This window comes from Bradyrhizobium cosmicum (assembly GCF_032290525.1).
GTDB classification, from domain to species: domain Bacteria; phylum Pseudomonadota; class Alphaproteobacteria; order Rhizobiales; family Xanthobacteraceae; genus Bradyrhizobium; species Bradyrhizobium cosmicum_A.
The window spans coordinates 14,315-29,286 of the sequence record NZ_JASXTA010000002.1; the positions used below are offsets into that span (position 1 = coordinate 14,315).

Genomic DNA, 14,972 nt, shown 5'->3' on the forward strand with positions numbered 1-14,972 from the left:
GTCCCGTCGTTTTCAACCGCAGGAGATTTGCCATGTCGACATCCGCCGCGCTCAAGCCGGCCGTAACTCAACCCGATCTCGCCGCCGTCAAGCAGCGCCAGCACGGCGCCTGGTCGTCCGGCGACTATGCCGTGGTCGGTACCACCTTGCAGATCGTCGGCGAGCAGCTCTGTGAGGCACTCGACATACGCGCCGGCAGCAAGGTGCTGGACGTCGCCGCCGGCAACGGCAATGCGACGCTGGCCGCGGCACGGCGCTGGTGTGACGTCACATCCACCGACTATGTGCCGGCGCTGCTCAAGCGCGGGCAGGAGCGGGCGGCTGCCGATCATCTGACGGTCGAATTTCGCGAAGCGGACGCCGAAGCGCTGCCGTTCGCAGACAACAGCTACGACGTCGTCGTCTCGACCTTCGGTGTGATGTTCACGCCGGACCAGGACAAGGCGGCTTCCGAACTCGTGCGGGTCTGCAAATCGGGCGGCAAGATCGGCCTCGCCAACTGGACGCCCCAAGGCTTCATCGGCCAGCTCTTCAAGACCATCGGCAAGCACCTGCCGCCACCGGCCGGCGTGAAGTCGCCGGCACTGTGGGGCACGCAGGCGCGGCTCGAGGAGATGTTCGTCAGCAAGGCCTCGGAGATATCAGCCGAGCCGCGCATGTTCGTGTTCCGCTACCGCTCGCCGGAGCACTGGCTCGATGTCTTCAAGACCTACTACGGGCCGACGCTGAAGGCATTCGCCGCGCTTGACGAGAGCGGCCAGGCGGCGCTGGAGCGCGATCTCCTGGCGCTACTCGGCGAGTTCAACCATGCCGAAGACGGCACGATCGTCGTGCACAGCGAATATCTGGAAGCGGTCATCACCAAGCGCTGAGCTGCTGTCTGTGGTCAGGCCGGTGTTCGGCCTGACCCCCAGCCATCAGAACGGCGCGGTGGCGCCGACCGTGTCGGCCGAGACGGCCTCGCGGGTACCGAGCGGCTTGGGCCGCCCGGTTGTGGTGTCGCGCAGGGTCTGCCGTTCGATCTCCGAATTCAGCTCGGCCCCGAACATGATGACGATCGCCGACATCCACATCCACATCATTAGGCCGATCGCGGCGCCGAGCGAGCCGTAGGTGGCGTTATAATTGGCGAATTCCGACAGATACCAGGACAGCAGCGCCGAACCGGCGATCCAGAGCAGGGCGGCCGTCACCGCGCCGAGGCTCAGCCATTGCCAGCGTGGCGCGTCGCGGCTGGGCGCAAAGCGGTAGAGGATGGCAAGCGCGACCAGCAGAATCAGAAACAGCAACGGCCATCGGGCCAGAGCTATGATCAGTTGGCTTTCCGGTGCGAGGCCCAAATGCTTCAGCGCGAGCGGAAAGGCGACCACGGCACCGACCATCAGCAGCAGCGCGATGATGCCGCCGACCGTGAAGGCCAGCGACACCATGTTCAGCCGGACGAAGCTGCGCTTCTCGCGCTCCTCATAGGCCACGTTGAGGGCATCGAAAATGGCTTTGACGCCGGCATTGGCGCTCCAGATCGCGAGCACAAATCCAAACAGGAAGGTGACGCCGAGCGTTGTATTGCCGTTCGAGACCACGCGCCCGACCTGCTCCTCGACGATCTGGAACGAGCCCTCGGGCAGCATGGTCGCGAGCGTCTGGAGATTGGCGCTGATGGTCGAGGGATCGGCGAACAGGCCGTAGGATGAGACCAGCGCGGTCACGGCGGGGAACACCGCGAGCAGCCCGAAGAAGACCACGCCGCCCGCGGTTGCGAGCAGGCGATCATCGTCGATGCGCTGATAGGTGCGCCAGAAGACATCCTTCCAGCCGGCCCAGGGAATCGCGAACGGGCTTTTGGCGCGGCGGCCGCGGCCGGGCTGCGTCGCGGCGTCGGCCGGGTGCGTTTCCGGTGAATTCGCCTCGTTGTTGCGGTGGCCGTGCGGAGGTCCCGGCCGGATCATGCCGGAGTCCTGGAAGTAGCGTTCCGCGGTCAGCACGAAGAGAGCGGTGGCGGCCACCAGCAGCCAGGAATCGATCTGCTCGGAGCGCCGCGCCAGCATTCAAGCCCCCAGCCTGGGTCCGTTGCGCCGCCGCCGTGCCGCCGCGACCCCCAGCATGCCGACGGCCGCGAGCATCAGGCCGAGTTGCACGGGCCGGTTGGAGCGAGCCGCCGAGGGCCTGCTGCCGTGGCCGCGTTCGCCCGGCGCGAGCGGGACGAGGGGGATCGTCGTCGCGACCTCCTTCACGGCCTGCTTGACCGTTCCGCGCGGGATCCGCGGGGTGGCGATCGCAACGCGCATGCGGCTCGCAAGCGGCACGATCGCCTTGTCTCGGCGTTTCATTTGGGCCATGGCCACTCCGGCGCAGGCCGCGGCCAGCACCAGGAGCAGGGCTGCGACGGCACCAAAGCCCCAGAACTGTCCGTAAGTGATGGCAACCCAGCGATACAGCGCGATCAAGCCGACAAAGAAGGTCGCGATCAGGAACAGTCCGGCCACTGCGAACAGTCCCGCCGCGACCGCGTAGGACGTCAAGCGTCCGGTGGCCTGATTGGTGCGGTCGCGCAAGTACGATTGCGCGGCGCGCTTGAGATGGTTGAGCTTGAGCGCCATGCCGGCGCGCAGCAATTCGCCCGATGGCGCGAGCATGCGGACATCCTCCGAGACGAGACGTTTGTCGGGGGATGAACGTGGCGGAATTTGACTTGTTCCGCCGCAGCGTGTCCGCCGTGACGGATCAGCCGAGATCGGCGGCCGCAATCCAGAACACCTCGCCCTCGGAGTCTTCGGTGTCCAGCCAGAGCAGCGGCAGTTCCGGAAAGGCTTCGTCGACCAGTTCGCGGCCGCGGCCGATCTCGCAGATCAACCCGCCGCCCGGCGTCAGATGATGGGGCGCCTCGCGCAGGATGCGGCGGACCACGTCGAGGCCGTCATCGCCGCCGTCGAAGGCCAGCTTCGGCTCAGCCCGGCATTCCGGCGGCAGTGCTGCCATACCTTCGGCATCGACATACGGCGGGTTGGTGATGATCAGATCGTACTTGTTGTCACCGAGAGGGGCGAACAGATCGCCGCGATGGAGCCTGACCCGGTCCTCGAGCCCGTATTCGCCGACGTTTCGTGTGGCGACGTCGAGTGCGCCCTTCGAGATGTCGACGGCATCAATGGTCGCGTTCGGGAAATGATGCGCCGCGAGGATGGCGAGGCATCCCGATCCCGTGCAGAGATCCAGCACGTGCTCGACGGCAGTGGGATCGTCGATCAGCGAGCCGGCCTCGCCGTCGCCGCCGAAATGCGAATCCAGGAGCTCGCCGATGAAGGAGCGCGGAACGATGACGCGCTCGTCGACATAGAAGGGCAGGCCGCGCATGTAGATCTTGTTGACGAGATAGGCGGCCGGTTTGCGCGTGGTGACGCGCTGATGGATCAGATCGAGCAGGGTCTTGCCTTCGGCGGCCGTGACGCGCGCGTTGGCAAAGTTCTCGAACTGATCGGGATGCAGATGCAGCGCCTCGCAGACAAGGAAGGCGGCTTCCGCAACCGGATCGGTCGTGCCGTGCGCAAAGGCGAGCTTGGCTTCGACAAAGCGGCTCACCGCATAGCGCACGAAATCGAGCAGCGTGAGCAGCTCGCCGCGGCCGACCTTCGTAAGCTTTGGCGCGGCGCGGCTGCGCGTCGTCCTTTTTGAAGCTCTTGCCATCAGGATTTGGTCCAGCGGGCGGCAGCCTCGTCGTCACGGGCGTGGGCCTCGACCCAGCCGGTGCCGGTGGCGCTCTCTTCTTTCTTCCAGAACGGCGCGCTGGTCTTGAGATAGTCCATCAGGAACTCGGCTGCCTGGAACGCGGCCTGACGGTGCTGCGAGGCCGTCAGCACCAGCACGATATTCTGGCCGGGCATGAACCGTCCGACGCGGTGGATCACCGTGACGCCGTTCAGCGGCCAGCGCGATACAGCCTCATCGGCATGGCGCCTGATCTCTTCTTCCGCCATGCCGGGATAGTGCTCGAGCGTGAGCGCGGCGATCCTGGCGCTGTCGTCGTCGGCGCGGCAGATCCCGGAGAAGCTCACGACGGCACCGATGTCGGTCCGGCGCCTGGTCAGGACCGCGATCTCGCGCGCGATGTCGAAATCGTCTTCCTGAATGCGGATGGTGACGGGGCAGCTCATGCTCTTCGAGGCCCTCAGCCTAGCCGCCGGTCATTGGCGGGAAGAACGCGATCTCGCGAGCGCCGGCGATGGCGGCGTCCGATTTGACGTGGGCATGGTCGATCGCGGCGCGGATCACCTTCGGCTTCTCGAAGGCATAGGCGTAGGCTTCGCTCTGGCCGGACAGCCAGGCGATCAGCTCCTCGACGGTGCGCACGGCCGGCGGCGGCTCGATCGTCTCCTCGGCCTTGCCGATGCGCTCGCGCACCCAGGCGAAGTACTTCACCTTCATGCCTCATCCTCCTTGATGAGGTGATGGATGCCGGAGCGGAAATAGTCGTAGCCGGTGTACATGGTCAGGATCGCCGAGGCCCACAGCAACGCCAGTCCGATCATCGAGACCACGGGCATCACCTCATCGCCGGCCGGACCAGCCAGCAGGAAGCCGATAGCGATCAGCTGAACAGTCGTCTTCCACTTCGCAAGCTTGGTCACGGGCACGCTGACGCGGAGCGCGGCGAGATATTCGCGCAGGCCCGAGACCAGGATCTCGCGGCACAGGATCACGATGGCGGCCCATAGCGACCAGCCGTGGATGATGCCGTCGGCGGCCAGCATCAGCAGGCAGGAGGCGACCAGCAGCTTGTCCGCGATCGGATCGAGCATCCGGCCGAACGCCGATTGCTGATTCCAGATCCGCGCGTAATAGCCGTCGAGGTAATCGGTCACTGCGGCCGCGATGAAAATGGCGACCGCGACCCAGCGCAGCCACAGCGGCTGATCCAGAATCGACTGCGCATAGATACACCCGACCACGACCGGGATCGCGGCGATCCGGCCATAGGTCAGGATGTTCGGGAGGGACATCGCGCGGCTGGTTGTCCCTCGTGTCGTGGCGATGTTCATCCGTCCTACCAATACCGCTCGTGCCAGAAGGTCAACCGTTCCGCTCCCCAAATGGGGTGCAGCATGCGACGACCATATGACCGGGCTCCCTTTGGTTCACCCCGGCTGGGGATGGAAATAGTCGAAAATCCTGCGGGCGCTTTCGGCGCTCACCCCCGGAACCTTGCCGAGATCGGCAATCGAGGCCCGTTCGATCTCCTTCAGGGTTCCGAAATGATGCAGCAAGGCACGTTTGCGTGACGGGCCGATGCCCGGAATCTCCTGCAAACCGGCCTCGCGGATATCCTTCTTGCGCAGCTTGCGGTGCGAGCCGATGACGAAGCGGTGGGCCTCGTCCCGCAGGCGCTGGATGAAATAGAGCACGGGGTCGCGCGGCTCCAGCTTGATCGCCTCGCGCTCCGGCATGAACAGGGTCTCGCGGCCGGCATCCCGGTCCGGCCCCTTGGCGACCGACATCAGCGACACCTGGGTCAGGCCGAGATTCGTGAAGATCTCCCGGACGGCGTTGAGCTGGCCGCGGCCGCCGTCGATGATCACGAGGTCGGGCCATTGCGGGAAGTCATCGTCCTTCACCTTGGCCACATTGTCCTCGGGCGGATTGACCAGGCGCTTGAAGCGGCGCTCCAGCACCTCGCGCATCATGCCGTAATCGTCGCCGGGCGTGAGCCCCTCCGATTTGATGTTGAACTTGCGGTACTGGTTCTTCACGAAGCCATCGGGGCCGGCGACGATCATGGCGCCGACCGCATTGGTGCCCTGGATGTGGCTGTTGTCGTAGACCTCGATGCGCTTGGGCGCATGCGGCAGGCTCAGCGTCGTGGCCATGGCGTCCAGCAGCCGGCTCTGGGTCGCGGTGTCGGCGAGCTTGCGGCCCAGCGCCTCGCGCGCATTGGTCAGGGCGTGGGTGACGAGTTCCTTCTTCTCGCCGCGCTTCGGCGTCGTGACCTCGATCTTGTGGCCGGCCTTGATCGAAAGCGCGTTCGCCAGCAGTTCGCTCTCCTCGATCTCGTGCGAGAGCAGGATGTTCCTCGGCGGCGGCTTGTCGTCGTAGAACTGGGCGAGGAAGGACCCCAGCACTTCCTCCGGCGTATAGGTCTTCTCCGCGCGCGGGAAATAGGCGCGATTGCCCCAGTTCTGACCGGTGCGGAAGAAGAACACTTCGACGCAGGAGAAGCCGCCCTCCTGGTGGATGGCGAACACGTCGGCTTCCTCCACCGTGCGCGGATTGATGCCCTGCTGCGACTGGATCGCGGAGAGCGCGGCGAGGCGGTCGCGGTACAGCGCCGCGCGCTCGAATTCGAGCTCGCCGGAGGCCTTCTCCATCTCGCCGGCAAGCTCCTGCTTCACCGCCTGACTCTTGCCGGACAGGAAGTCGGTCGCCTCGCGCACCAGCGTCGTATAGCCTCCGAAGTCGACCTCGCGGGTGCAGGGGCCGGCGCAGCGGCGGATCTGGTAGAGCAGGCAGGGCCTGCTGCGGCTCTCGAAGAAGGAATCGGTGCAGGAGCGGATCAGGAACGCGCGCTGCAGCGCCGTGATGGTGCGGTTGACGGCGCCGGCGGAGGCGAACGGGCCGAAATAGCGTCCAGGCCGGCTCTGCGCGCCGCGGTGCTTCAGGATCTGCGGCGCCCAATGGTCGCCGGTGATCAGGATGTAGGGAAACGACTTGTCGTCGCGCAGCTGCACGTTGAAGCGCGGCCGCAGCTGCTTGATGAGGTTGGCTTCGAGCAGCAGCGCCTCGGTCTCGGTGTTGGTCGAGACGATCTCCACCGTCACCGTGGCGGCGATCATGCGCAGAATGCGCGCCGGCTGCGGCGCATTCTGGCGCGCGTAATTGGACAGGCGCTTTTTGACGTTCTTGGCCTTGCCGACATAAAGCACGTCGGCATTCGCACTGAGCATGCGATAGACGCCGGGCGAGGTGGGGGCGAGACGGACCGCATGCTCGATCGCCTCATGGCCGGTCGCCAGCGGCTCTTCGCCGACCGCGCCGCTCTCCTCCAGGATGTCAGGCAGCAGTGCATCGTCCTCGTCCTCGCCAGCGGCGGTGGCGGGATCGAGGTCCGGCGGCGCCAGGCTCTCCGGCGGGGCGTCGGTCGTCGCGGCGTGCGGCGGTTTGCGCGCGCGTGCGTCGTCCGGATTGTCGGTGGAATCGTGAGCCATGGTTGCGAATTTAGGCGCTGGGGGTGCCGATTTGAAGTTCCGGCCGTGCGGCACGCACAGGATGGCGGCGCAGTTCCCCGGTAACGCTTGCTTAAGCCTGTTAACAGCGCGGTAACCCGGCTTAACAGGCCTTTAACCTAAAACTCTCGATAAATCTTACGCGAAAAAGTGGTGGTTCCGTAACCATGCGGTTTTGCCTCGCGCGGCGGCGCAGGCATCGCGGGGGGCGGCAGTTGCGTTGGAGAGTATCGATGAAGAGGTTCGTTGTGGGCGCAGCCGCGTTGGTTGCAGCCGGCTGGACAGCTTCGGCAGAGGCCGCCGATCTCAGTTACGGGCAGCGTGCGCCCTATACCGTCAACCAGCCGCTCAATGCGTATAGCTGGGCCGGTCCTTATCTCGGCGCCAACATTGGCTATGAGTGGGGTTCGGTGAGCAACTCTCCCGTGAAGCCCACCGGCTTCGTCGGCGGCATTCAGGCCGGCTATAATTTCCAGAACGGTCCATGGGTGTTCGGCGTCGAGGGCGACATCCAGGCCACGGGTGCCGACGACACCTTCGCGCCGTGGAAGTTCTCCAATCCCTGGTTCGGCACCCTGCGCGGCCGCGCCGGCTATACCTTCAGCAACGTGATGTTCTACGGCACCGCGGGCCTTGCCTTCGGCGAACTGCGCGCACAGACCTTCGGCTGGACCGAGTCGCACACCAGCGCCGGCTGGACCATTGGCGCCGGTGCGGAAGTCGGGCTCGCGCCGAACTGGAGCGCCAAGCTGGAATATCTCTACATCGATCTGTCGACGAGCCAGTTCGGAATCACGGGCGTGTCAAACGGCTACAGCGCCAGCGTTGTTCGCGCAGGCGTGAACTATCACTTCTGATAGCTGAAGAAGAAAATACCGGACCAGCCTCCCGGCCGTGCTCGCGGCCGGGATTTTTTTACGCCAGGCTTGCTAGGAGAGGATCACCAGATTGACCGCCTTCGGTCCCTTCCCCTTCTTGTCCGGTTCGACTTCGAAAGTAATACGCTGTCCTTCGGCAAGGTCTTTCAGTCCCGCCCGCTCAACAGCGGTGATGTGAACGAAGACATCGCGACCTCCGTCGTCGGGCTTGATGAAGCCGTAGCCGCGCTCGCCGTTGAAAAACTTGACCGTTCCCGTCATGGCCATCGGGAAACTCCCCCTCATTGCTCCTCCGTCGCGACGCAGACTCACGTCACGACATGACCGGGCCTTACGAAGCCCGGGAGAGCTGGCCATCCTTGGGCGGGCCTCATCGGCCCGATCGGATCTTTCTTAGGCCTTCACTCCGCCGCAACCATTCGCGGAAGCGGAACGTAAAGCCAGTCACGGAAACAGCATAATACGGTTCATTGCGGATTGACTACCGCTCCTGCATATTTTTCCCAAGAATGCCGGGGTGTTACGGTCTCGGCACCTCCAATCGGAATCTGGCAGCGCCGCCCTGGCCGAGCGGTATTTCCAGCTCGGGCAGGATCGTCTTGAGCTCGCCGTGCAGCGTGTAGGGCGGATTGACGATCAACAGTCCGGTGGAGGTGAGGGCTGCGCCGTCGGCTTGCGGCGCGACGCTGAATTCGAGGCGCAGGCATTTTCCCGTCGGTTTTGCTGCGGCTGCGAGCCGCGCCACGGATTGCGCCAGCGCGTCGGTGGCGCGGCGACTTTTGGCCGGATACCAGATTACATAGATACCGGTCGGCCATTTCGCGAACGCGGTCGAGAAGGCTTCGCCGAGCTTGTCGAATTCGTCCTTTGCTTCGAAGGGCGGGTCGATCAGCACAAGGCCACGCCGCTCCTTCGGCGGCACGAAGGCCGGCAGCGCCATCCAGCCGTCGATATCGACCACGCGGGCCTGTTCGTCGCGGCGCAGCACGCTGATCAGTGCCTTGCGCGCCTTCGGCTCGAGCTCGCAGGCGACGAGGCGGTCCTGCGGCCGCATCAGGCCACGCGCGATCAGCGGCGAACCCGGATAGGCCTTGAGCTCGCCCTTCGGATTGAAGGCGCGGACGATGTCGAGATAAGGCCTGGTCAGCGCCACGGTCTCGTTCGACAGGCGCGCCTGCATCAGCCGCGCGATGCCGGTCAGCCATTCGCCGCCGCGGCGGGCCTCGTCGCTGTCGAGATCGTAGAGGCCGGCGCCGGCATGGGTATCGATGATGCGGAACGCGCCCGGCTTGTCCTGGAGGTAGGTGATGATGCGCGCCAGCACGATGTGCTTGATGACATCGGCGAAGTTTCCGGCGTGGAAGGCGTGGCGGTAGTTCATGACGGAGAGTTACGACATCGCGCGATGAAAGTAACTCCCGTCATTCCGGGGCGGTGCGCAGCACCGAGCCCGGAATCCATTTTGCCATCGGTTACGCGGTCGATGGATTCCGGGTTCGCGCTTCGCGCGCCCTGGAATGACGATCAGAGGGCCCGCGCCTAGCCACCCCTGATCGGCGGCATCGTCACCTGGTCGCGGCGGCAGGCGCGGCGCTCGATCTCCTCGCAGGCGCGGAATTGCAAGTCCTTGCTAAGGCAGATGCGGACCTCGGAGAGCCGCGTCCGGTTGCAGGTGACCGAGACGGCGGCGGTGCTCAGGCCCGGATTGGCCTTGATGAAGGCCTCCTCCACCTCGCCCGGCGCCACGGTCTTGGCCTGCGACAGATCGAGATATTCGGCCGGGATCTTGATCGCGGCGCGCGCCTTGCGGATCGTCTCGAAATAATTGCGGCCGTCGAGCCCGGAGCAGGTGCCGTGCTTGTCCCACTCGTTGAAGATCAGGCCCGGCGCCGGCATCAGATCGAGCATCGCGGAGACGATATTGCGGTTCAGGCGCGGCGCCGGCCGCTGGCAATATTCGGGGAAGCCATTCTCATATTGCGGCCACAGCCCGTGCACCACGAAAGCATAGGGCCGCCCGCTGCACTGCATCTGCGGGCGCCCGCCGCGCTCCGTTGCCTCCTCGCAGAACGAAGGCGACCATGACAGCGACAGCACGTAGAAATCGAATTCGCCGGGCGCGTTTTGCCGTTTGTCCTGGGCCTTCGCGCCGCCTGCGAGGGCGATCAGCCCGGCCGCCAACGTCAGCGAGATCACCAGGCGGGAAAACGAATGCAATCTGGAATGAAACATGGCGGTGCCCCTCAACTAGACTGTGCGTTGAGCCTAGCAGGCAACGGGAACATTTCAAGAACAAATTTCAGACGGCAACGGTCCAGCCACAGAGTCGGCCGGAATCAGCCCGGATCAGGGCTTTTCGGATTAAGGCTTGGCGGCGCGGCAGGCCGGATTGTAGGCCCAGTTGCGGTCGAGCCCGACCACGCACCATTCGACACCATTGCCGTATCCGGCAAAGCCGCCGTCCTCGATGATCGAGAAGTGCACCTTGCGCACCTTGCCGTCAGTGAGCATGGCTTCGCCGGTGCAATAGCGGCGCGGAATGTTGTCGGACTGCCAGGGCCGGAACGCGGTCTCGCGAACGGCGGAGAAGCCGGTGATCTTCAACGAGGAATTCCAGAACGCGCTTTCCTTCTCCCAGAACTGGGTGGCGATCGTCGGCAGCGCCTTGTCGCAATCGGCGACGGCGCCGTCATAACGAGGCCCGCTCAGCCAGAAATTCAGCTCCAGTGGATTGGCGGCCCTGGCCTCACCGAGCGACAACGCCCCGAACATGAGGCCGAGCACGGCGGCAAAACGGAGCGATTTCAGGGAGGGGGCGCGCATGGGCAATCCGGACAGCTGGGTCTTGCGAGGGGCAGACGGTGCCGTGAAGGGCAGGGGAGGTCAAGTGCAGCGCGGCAACACTTGGCCACGACTTGACCATACCGTCGCAGCCGGAAGGGCTTCAGTTCTTTCCACTTTCATTCCGGCACCGTAAACTGGCGCCAACCAATTGGAGTAACGGGAATGCGAATCAAAGCGGCCGCGGGCCTTCTGGCCGGCCTGGTTGTCTCGGGTATGATGGCGAGCCAGCCGGCACGCGCCGACATCCTTCCGGTCCCGCCGTTCAAGGGCAACGACACCGGCGGCATCATCGCCTATTCGATGGCGACCCAGGTCGATGCCCGTCAGGTCGCGGTCGATCATTGCGCGCGCTACGGCAAGGTCGCCAAATTCCTCGCGGTGCAGGCCTATGAGGGCGGCTATGTCTCGTTCTCCTGCCGCTGGGTGCCCTACGGCGCCGCCGAGCAGCCGATCCGCACGCTCTACTGAGGCGCTTTCGTCGCGCCGCGATCTCTCAGCCGGGAGCCTCACATGACGCGCAAACTCGTTTTGCTCGGCTCAAGCCTTTGCATTGCCTTGTCGGCGGGCGCAGCCAGCGCCGACGATCTGCCGGTGCGCAAGGCCGGTCTTTGGGAAATGAAGCTGGTCACGACCGGCTCGCCCGTGCCCGAAATGACCATGCAGCACTGCACCGACGAGAGCGTCGACAAGGAGATGAGCAACAACGTCTCGCCGATGGCCAAGCAGATCTGCGCCAAGCAGGAGATCAAGAAGACGGCGACCGGCTATGTCAGCGATTCCGAGTGCAGCGTCGCCGGCGTGAACACGACGTCACATGCCGAGATCACGGGCGATTTCAACTCGGCCTACACGGTGAAGACCTCCTCGCACGCGCAAGGCGGCGTCGCCGGTGCGGCGGGGCGTGATACGACCATGACGCTGCAAGCCAAATGGCTCGGGGCCTGCAAGGCCGACCAGAAGCCCGGCGACATCGTGATGCCCGGCGGCTTCAAGATGAGCGTGCGCGACATGGACAAGCTGAAGGCGCTGCTGCCGAAGTAAATGACGTCGTAGCCTACACCGGTATTCTCACGCTCGCCCTTAGTCCCCCCATCGGACTGTCGCCCAGCGTGATGTCGCCGCCATGCGAGCGGGCGATGTCGCGGGCGATTGCTAGCCCAAGCCCCGTGCCGCCTTCGTCCTGGTTGCGGGCGTTGTCCAGCCGCAGGAACGGCTTGAACACTTCTTCGCGCAAATGGGCGGGAATGCCCGGGCCGTCGTCGTCGACCGTCACGGTCAAATAACGGTGATCGCGCTGGCCGGTGATGGCGATCGCCTTGCCATAGCGCGCGGCGTTGGTGACGAGGTTGGCGAGGCAGCGCTTGAACGAGGCCGGCTTCACCGTGACCACGGGCAGGCCGTGAAATGCAACGGTCGCGGAGTGGCCGTGGCGCTCAGCGTCGCTGCGCAGCTCCTCGAGCGCCTGGACCATGTCGGTCGGTTGCGACTGCTCGCCGGAATCGCCGCGGGCGAAGGCAAGGTAGTCCTCCAGCATCATCGACATCTCGTCGACGTCCTTGCGCATGCCCTCGAGCTCGGGGTTGTCGCCGATCAGCGCCAGCTCGAGCTTGAAGCGCGTCAGGATGGTGCGCAGGTCGTGGCTGACGCCGGCGAGCATCGCGGTGCGCTGCTCCATCGTGCGCTCGATGCGCGACTTCATCTCGAGGAAGGCGACCGCGGCGCGCCGCACCTCGCGCGCGCCGCGCGGTCTGAAGTTCGGCGCTTCGCGGCCCTTGCCGAAGCTTTCGGCGGCGTCCGCAAGGCGCAGGATCGGCTTGATCTGGTTGCGCAGGAACAGCACCGCGACGATCAGCAGGATCGATGACGTGCCCACCATCCAGAACAGGAATATCTCCGAGTTCGAGGCGTAGGCGGCGCTGCGCTGCGCGAACACGCGCATCACGGCATCGTCGAGCTGGATGCGGATCTCGACGAGATTGGAGCGGCCGACCGTGTCGATCCAGAACGAGCGGCCGATCTGGCGGCCGAGCTGCACCGACAGCGTCTGGTCGAGCAGCGAGAAGAACGGCTTTGGTCCCGGCGGCGGCATGTCGCCGGCGGGCAGGAAATCGACGACGAGGCCGAGCCGCTGCTGAGCGATGCGGCGGATCTCGTTGCGGTCCTTGTCCTGCGGGTAGCCCTTGTAGACGTCGATCAGCGCGGCGATGTCCTGCACCACCGCGGCCGACAATCTGCGCGTCACCGTGTTCCAGTGCCGCTCCATGAACACGAAGGCGACGACCGATTGCAGGATCACCATCGGCACGATCATGATGAGGAGCGCACGGGCGTAGAGGCCGGTCGGCATCCAGCCCTTGAACGCATTGCCCATCCAGCCATTGGCGGCGGAGACGCGGCCGGCGGCGCTCTTCAAAAGCGTCAGGCCGGTATCGATCGTGCTCATCGGGCGCGCTTCACTGTTTTATGGCGAGGCCACCAGGCGGTAGCCGATGCCGCGGACAGCCTGGAGGAACAGCGGATTGGCGGGATCAGTCTCGATCTTGCGCCTGAGGCGGTTGATCTGCACGTCGACGGCGCGCTCGTTGACGCTGCCATTGCCGGTCAGCGCGTTGCGCGGCACAGTCTCGCCCGCTGTCTCCGAGAGAATCCGCAGCATCTCGCGCTCGCGGTCGGTGAGGTGGATGACCTCCTCGCCCTGACGCAATTCGCCGCGGTCGAGATGGAAGACGTAGGGACCGAACGCAATCTTCTCGACGGTCGCAGCCTGCGGCGGCGGTGCGGCGCGCTTGAGGATGTTGTTGATGCGCAGCGCAAGCTCGCGCGGCTCGAACGGCTTTGCCACGTAATCGTCGGCGCCGATCTGCAGGCCTTCGATGCGGGCTTCGGCCTCATGCCGCGCCGTCAGCATCACGATCGGCACCGAGGAGGAGGTCCGGATGAAGCGGGCGAGATCGAAGCCGGTCTCGCCGGGCATCATGACGTCGAGGATCAGAAGATCGAAATGCAGGCCGAGCAGCTTCGAGCGCGCATCGCCGGCGCTCGCGGCGGTGGTGACGCGATAGCCTTCGCTGGCGAGGAAGCGCGAGAGCAGGTCGCGGATGCGGCGGTCGTCGTCGACCAGCAGGAGATGCGGGGCATCGTCGGCCGGTTGCACCGGCGGACGGGCGAGCGTGGCAGCGAGCACGGTCACTCCTTGGTGTCTTGATTGACGGAGGCGAAGATCGTCTCGAGCACCTTGTCCGGATCGTCGCGGTCGATCATCGCGCGCAGGAAGCGCTTGACGGTCTCCGCGTCCTGCGGCGCCATCTCGGCGAGCGCCCGGGTGATCCGCGTGGTCTGGAGGCCGGCGAGCTTCTGCACCAGCGCTTCGCCCTTCGGCGTCGCGTAGAGCAGGCGCTGGCGGCGGTCGTTGTCGCCGGTCTTCTGCACGATGTAGCCTTCGTCGAGCAGCTGCTTGAGCACCCGGCCGAGCGACTGTTTTGTGATGCGCAGGACGTCGAGCAGGTCGGCGACCTTCAGGCCGGGATAGCGGTAGACGAAATGCATGACCCGGTGATGCGCCCGGCCGAAGCCGAACGCCTCCAGTTCCTGGTCGGGATCGCCGACGAAGTCGCGATAGGCGAAGAACAGCAGTTCGATGATATCCCAGCGCAAATTGCCTCCATCGCCTGCCGCCGGCCGAGGCTCGGCAGCGTCTTGAGGGGGAGTCGCGAAATTTATGTCAGGCATATTGACGTATCTTGGGTTCAATGTTACAAAACGATCAGCCCGCACGAAATTTTAGATCGTCTCGCGTCGGGGGGCAGTTTCAGCGGCCGGAGAGAGCCGGACAGGCGGCGACGGCCGAAGCAGATCTACCGTGCGATTGTCGAGCGGCATATCGGCAAAACATACTGGACTTCTGCCTTCCGCAAAAGCATGTCCTCGGCGGCATGCTGGCCACGGAAACCGGCCGTAACAAGGCTGGCGGCGGTCCGGCCAGAAACCACATCAAGCCAGCCGGGCCCGGAACAGGGTCGGCAGGCGCCAGAACAGC

General features: G+C 65.1%; 18 protein-coding genes. 4 read left to right on the plus strand and 14 right to left on the minus strand.

Annotated features, from left to right (window positions below; translation table 11 throughout):
• Positions 1–32: 32 nt before the first annotated feature.
• Positions 33–872, plus strand: coding sequence for a class I SAM-dependent methyltransferase (locus tag QSV46_RS03790; RefSeq protein WP_314946516.1), 840 nt, complete (start codon positions 33–35; stop codon positions 870–872).
• A 45-nt stretch (positions 873–917) separates the two neighbouring features.
• Here the strand turns inward: QSV46_RS03790 and QSV46_RS03795 are convergent, their stop codons facing one another.
• From QSV46_RS03795 to uvrC, 7 genes are all read right to left on the minus strand, one after another.
• Positions 918–2,048 (minus strand): YihY/virulence factor BrkB family protein, encoded by a 1,131-nt coding sequence (locus tag QSV46_RS03795; protein ID WP_314946517.1) that lies wholly within the window; start codon positions 2,046–2,048, stop codon positions 918–920.
• Positions 2,049–2,636: a phage holin family protein gene (locus QSV46_RS03800; protein WP_314946518.1), complete on the minus strand. Its 588-nt coding sequence runs from the start codon at positions 2,634–2,636 to the stop codon at positions 2,049–2,051.
• Between the two features lie 88 nt (positions 2,637–2,724).
• Positions 2,725–3,684: a 50S ribosomal protein L3 N(5)-glutamine methyltransferase gene (prmB, locus tag QSV46_RS03805; RefSeq protein WP_314946519.1), complete on the minus strand. Its 960-nt coding sequence runs from the start codon at positions 3,682–3,684 to the stop codon at positions 2,725–2,727.
• Entirely contained in the window at positions 3,684–4,151 is a 468-nt protein-coding gene (locus QSV46_RS03810; protein WP_314946520.1) for a molybdenum cofactor biosynthesis protein MoaE, read from the minus strand. The genes prmB and QSV46_RS03810 overlap by 1 nt, the downstream gene beginning before the upstream one ends.
• A gap of 19 nt (positions 4,152–4,170) precedes the next feature.
• Positions 4,171–4,422 (minus strand): molybdopterin converting factor subunit 1, encoded by a 252-nt coding sequence (gene moaD, locus QSV46_RS03815; RefSeq protein ID WP_314946521.1) that lies wholly within the window; start codon positions 4,420–4,422, stop codon positions 4,171–4,173.
• The gene (gene pgsA, locus QSV46_RS03820) at positions 4,419–5,036 is read right to left on the minus strand and encodes a CDP-diacylglycerol--glycerol-3-phosphate 3-phosphatidyltransferase (RefSeq protein WP_314946522.1); all 618 of its coding nucleotides are present in this window, start codon (positions 5,034–5,036) and stop codon (positions 4,419–4,421) included. Before pgsA ends, moaD begins: the two co-directional genes overlap by 4 nt.
• 96 nt (positions 5,037–5,132) lie before the next feature.
• Positions 5,133–7,196 (minus strand): excinuclease ABC subunit UvrC, encoded by a 2,064-nt coding sequence (uvrC, locus tag QSV46_RS03825; protein WP_314946523.1) that lies wholly within the window; start codon positions 7,194–7,196, stop codon positions 5,133–5,135.
• A gap of 251 nt (positions 7,197–7,447) precedes the next feature.
• Here uvrC and QSV46_RS03830 point away from each other — a divergent pair, with 251 nt between their 5' ends.
• Positions 7,448–8,071 (plus strand): porin family protein, encoded by a 624-nt coding sequence (locus QSV46_RS03830; RefSeq protein ID WP_314946524.1) that lies wholly within the window; start codon positions 7,448–7,450, stop codon positions 8,069–8,071.
• Between the two features lie 72 nt (positions 8,072–8,143).
• On the opposite strand, the gene QSV46_RS03835 is transcribed toward QSV46_RS03830, so the two are convergent.
• From QSV46_RS03835 to QSV46_RS03850, 4 genes are all read right to left on the minus strand, one after another.
• Complete coding sequence (locus QSV46_RS03835; RefSeq protein ID WP_008544396.1) at positions 8,144–8,359, minus strand: cold-shock protein; 216 nt, start codon at positions 8,357–8,359, stop codon at positions 8,144–8,146.
• A 253-nt stretch (positions 8,360–8,612) separates the two neighbouring features.
• Positions 8,613–9,473 (minus strand): 23S rRNA (adenine(2030)-N(6))-methyltransferase RlmJ, encoded by an 861-nt coding sequence (locus tag QSV46_RS03840; protein WP_314946525.1) that lies wholly within the window; start codon positions 9,471–9,473, stop codon positions 8,613–8,615.
• A 158-nt stretch (positions 9,474–9,631) separates the two neighbouring features.
• Positions 9,632–10,324 carry a ribonuclease T2 gene (locus QSV46_RS03845; protein WP_314946526.1) on the minus strand — a complete coding sequence of 231 codons (693 nt, stop codon included), beginning with the start codon at positions 10,322–10,324 and terminating at the stop codon, positions 9,632–9,634.
• Between the two features lie 129 nt (positions 10,325–10,453).
• The gene (locus QSV46_RS03850) at positions 10,454–10,915 is read right to left on the minus strand and encodes a hypothetical protein (protein WP_314946527.1); all 462 of its coding nucleotides are present in this window, start codon (positions 10,913–10,915) and stop codon (positions 10,454–10,456) included.
• Positions 10,916–11,098: 183 nt separating this feature from the next.
• Between QSV46_RS03850 and QSV46_RS03855 the strand changes: the two genes are divergently transcribed.
• On the plus strand, positions 11,099–11,404 hold the full coding sequence (locus tag QSV46_RS03855) for a hypothetical protein (protein ID WP_314946528.1): 306 nt from the start codon (positions 11,099–11,101) through the stop codon (positions 11,402–11,404).
• Positions 11,405–11,446: 42 nt separating this feature from the next.
• Positions 11,447–11,977, plus strand: coding sequence for a DUF3617 domain-containing protein (locus QSV46_RS03860; protein ID WP_314946529.1), 531 nt, complete (start codon positions 11,447–11,449; stop codon positions 11,975–11,977).
• A 13-nt stretch (positions 11,978–11,990) separates the two neighbouring features.
• Here QSV46_RS03860 and QSV46_RS03865 read toward each other — a convergent pair whose 3' ends face one another.
• The 3 genes from QSV46_RS03865 to QSV46_RS03875 are packed head-to-tail and all read right to left on the minus strand — an operon-like array spanning position 11,991 to position 14,665.
• On the minus strand, positions 11,991–13,379 hold the full coding sequence (locus QSV46_RS03865; protein WP_314946530.1) for an ATP-binding protein: 1,389 nt from the start codon (positions 13,377–13,379) through the stop codon (positions 11,991–11,993).
• A gap of 18 nt (positions 13,380–13,397) precedes the next feature.
• Positions 13,398–14,126, minus strand: coding sequence for a response regulator transcription factor (locus tag QSV46_RS03870; protein ID WP_314946531.1), 729 nt, complete (start codon positions 14,124–14,126; stop codon positions 13,398–13,400).
• A complete protein-coding gene (locus QSV46_RS03875; protein ID WP_314946532.1) occupies positions 14,123–14,665 on the minus strand; it encodes a MarR family transcriptional regulator in 543 nt (180 codons plus the stop codon). The genes QSV46_RS03870 and QSV46_RS03875 overlap by 4 nt, the downstream gene beginning before the upstream one ends.
• Between the last annotated feature and the right edge of the window lie 307 nt (positions 14,666–14,972).